The sequence below is a fragment of the Psychroserpens damuponensis genome (assembly GCF_000826655.1).
Taxonomy (GTDB): domain Bacteria; phylum Bacteroidota; class Bacteroidia; order Flavobacteriales; family Flavobacteriaceae; genus Psychroserpens; species Psychroserpens damuponensis.
Genome location: NZ_JXJO01000090.1, coordinates 1 through 1,494 on the forward strand (window position 1 = coordinate 1; position 1,494 = coordinate 1,494).

Below are 1,494 nucleotides of genomic sequence, written 5' to 3' on the forward strand. Positions count from 1 at the left end.
TAGTACTTTTTAATAATCAAAATTTCATCAAAAATACTTTTTCCGAAAATCCAAAGGCGTCATACCTGTTTTTAATTTGAAAAACTTTGAAAAATAGGCATAGTCCGAGAATTCAAGTGTATATGCGATATTGGCCAAATTGTCTTGCGAATGCACAATCAATCTTTTTGCCTCTAGAATTATCCTTTCGGAAATTAATTGACTTGTCGTTTTATTTAGTGTTTTGTTTACTACTCTATTCAAGTGCTTGGTGGTTATATTTAATTTGTCAGCATAAAATTTAGGGAATTTTTGACTATAAAAATGGGCGTTTATTAAATTCTCTAAAGCTTCAAGTGTACTAGAATAGTTTGGAGAATATAGCTTTTCTAAATTGATATCAACTGTATATGCCCTTGTTAATTCTATATAAATGTTGTTTAGTGAATTTACTATTTTTAACTCTCTTAAATGATTGGATTGTAAATATTCAGTATAAGCTTCCTGAAACCTAAGATTTAATTCATGTAGCTTTTTTGGAGCTAATTCTAATACAGGAGGATTTTGATTGGAATAAAAAAAAGGAAATGAATGGAGTTTATGTTCTAAAAACTTTAATTCATAAAACTCTTGAGAATGAAAAAAGATAAATCCTTGAGGCTGTGTTTCAAATTTCCAAAAATGTGTTTGCCCTGGTTTTAAAAAAAACACCTTGCCAGGACTTATACTATAAGAATTAAAATCAATTTCATGTGAACCTGTACCTTCAGTAAATAGTACACATAGATAGAAATTATGACTATGTGGTTTGTTTATTATACCCTTATTACGCTTTATGTGATTGGAAAAAGAATTAATATACACATCGTTGAGTGGTGCGGATTCTTTAAATTGATTAATATTTAGAACTGGTGTTTTCGTATTCATGTCCTAAAAGTACAAAAAATGGAGAATATTTTATAAGACTAAAAATCATTCACAGTCTTAATTTTGTCGTGTAAAATATTTTGTGATGAGTAAAGTTGTTGATGCCTTGAATTGTAAGTGTCCGAGTTGTAAAAAAGGAAAGATTTTTATGAATGGAGGGAATATATTATTGTTGAATATTCCGAAAATGAACAATCGATGTCCAGAGTGCAATTATAAATTTGAAAGAGAAACTGGTTTCTTTTTTGGGGCTATGTTTGTGAGTTATGCTCTAGCTGCGGCTCAAATGATAGCCAGTTTAGTGGTGTTTTGGTATTTTATTGATTTGTCGCCTTTAAGGGTTTTTGCCATTATTGGTGTGACAGCATTTCTATTAAGTACTATCAATTTTAAATTGTCAAGGTCTATTTGGATATATTTGTTTTATTAATACAAGCGTTGAAGTTGCTGCATTCAAGGAGCTAACGCAACAAACGTTGCTTTTTTTTAAGTTGATTCTAAGCTACATTTGTTAGTTCAGAATCCATAATTTCTTGAGGAGTTTTGTATCCAATTATTTTTCGAGTGTGTTATACTGAAATAGGTTGA

At 29.7% G+C, this 1,494-nt stretch carries 2 protein-coding genes; one reads left to right on the top strand and one right to left on the bottom strand.

Features of this window, described 5'->3' with window-relative positions:
• Nucleotides 1–27 precede the first annotated feature (27 nt).
• Nucleotides 28–906, bottom strand: a complete 879-nt coding sequence (locus TD29_RS17670) for an AraC family transcriptional regulator (RefSeq protein ID WP_040282920.1) — start codon at nucleotides 904–906, stop codon at nucleotides 28–30.
• A gap of 85 nt (nucleotides 907–991) precedes the next feature.
• Between TD29_RS17670 and TD29_RS17675 the strand changes: the two genes are divergently transcribed.
• The gene (locus TD29_RS17675) at nucleotides 992–1,336 is read left to right on the top strand and encodes a DUF983 domain-containing protein (RefSeq protein WP_040282922.1); all 345 of its coding nucleotides are present in this window, start codon (nucleotides 992–994) and stop codon (nucleotides 1,334–1,336) included.
• Nucleotides 1,337–1,494: the final 158 nt, after the last annotated feature.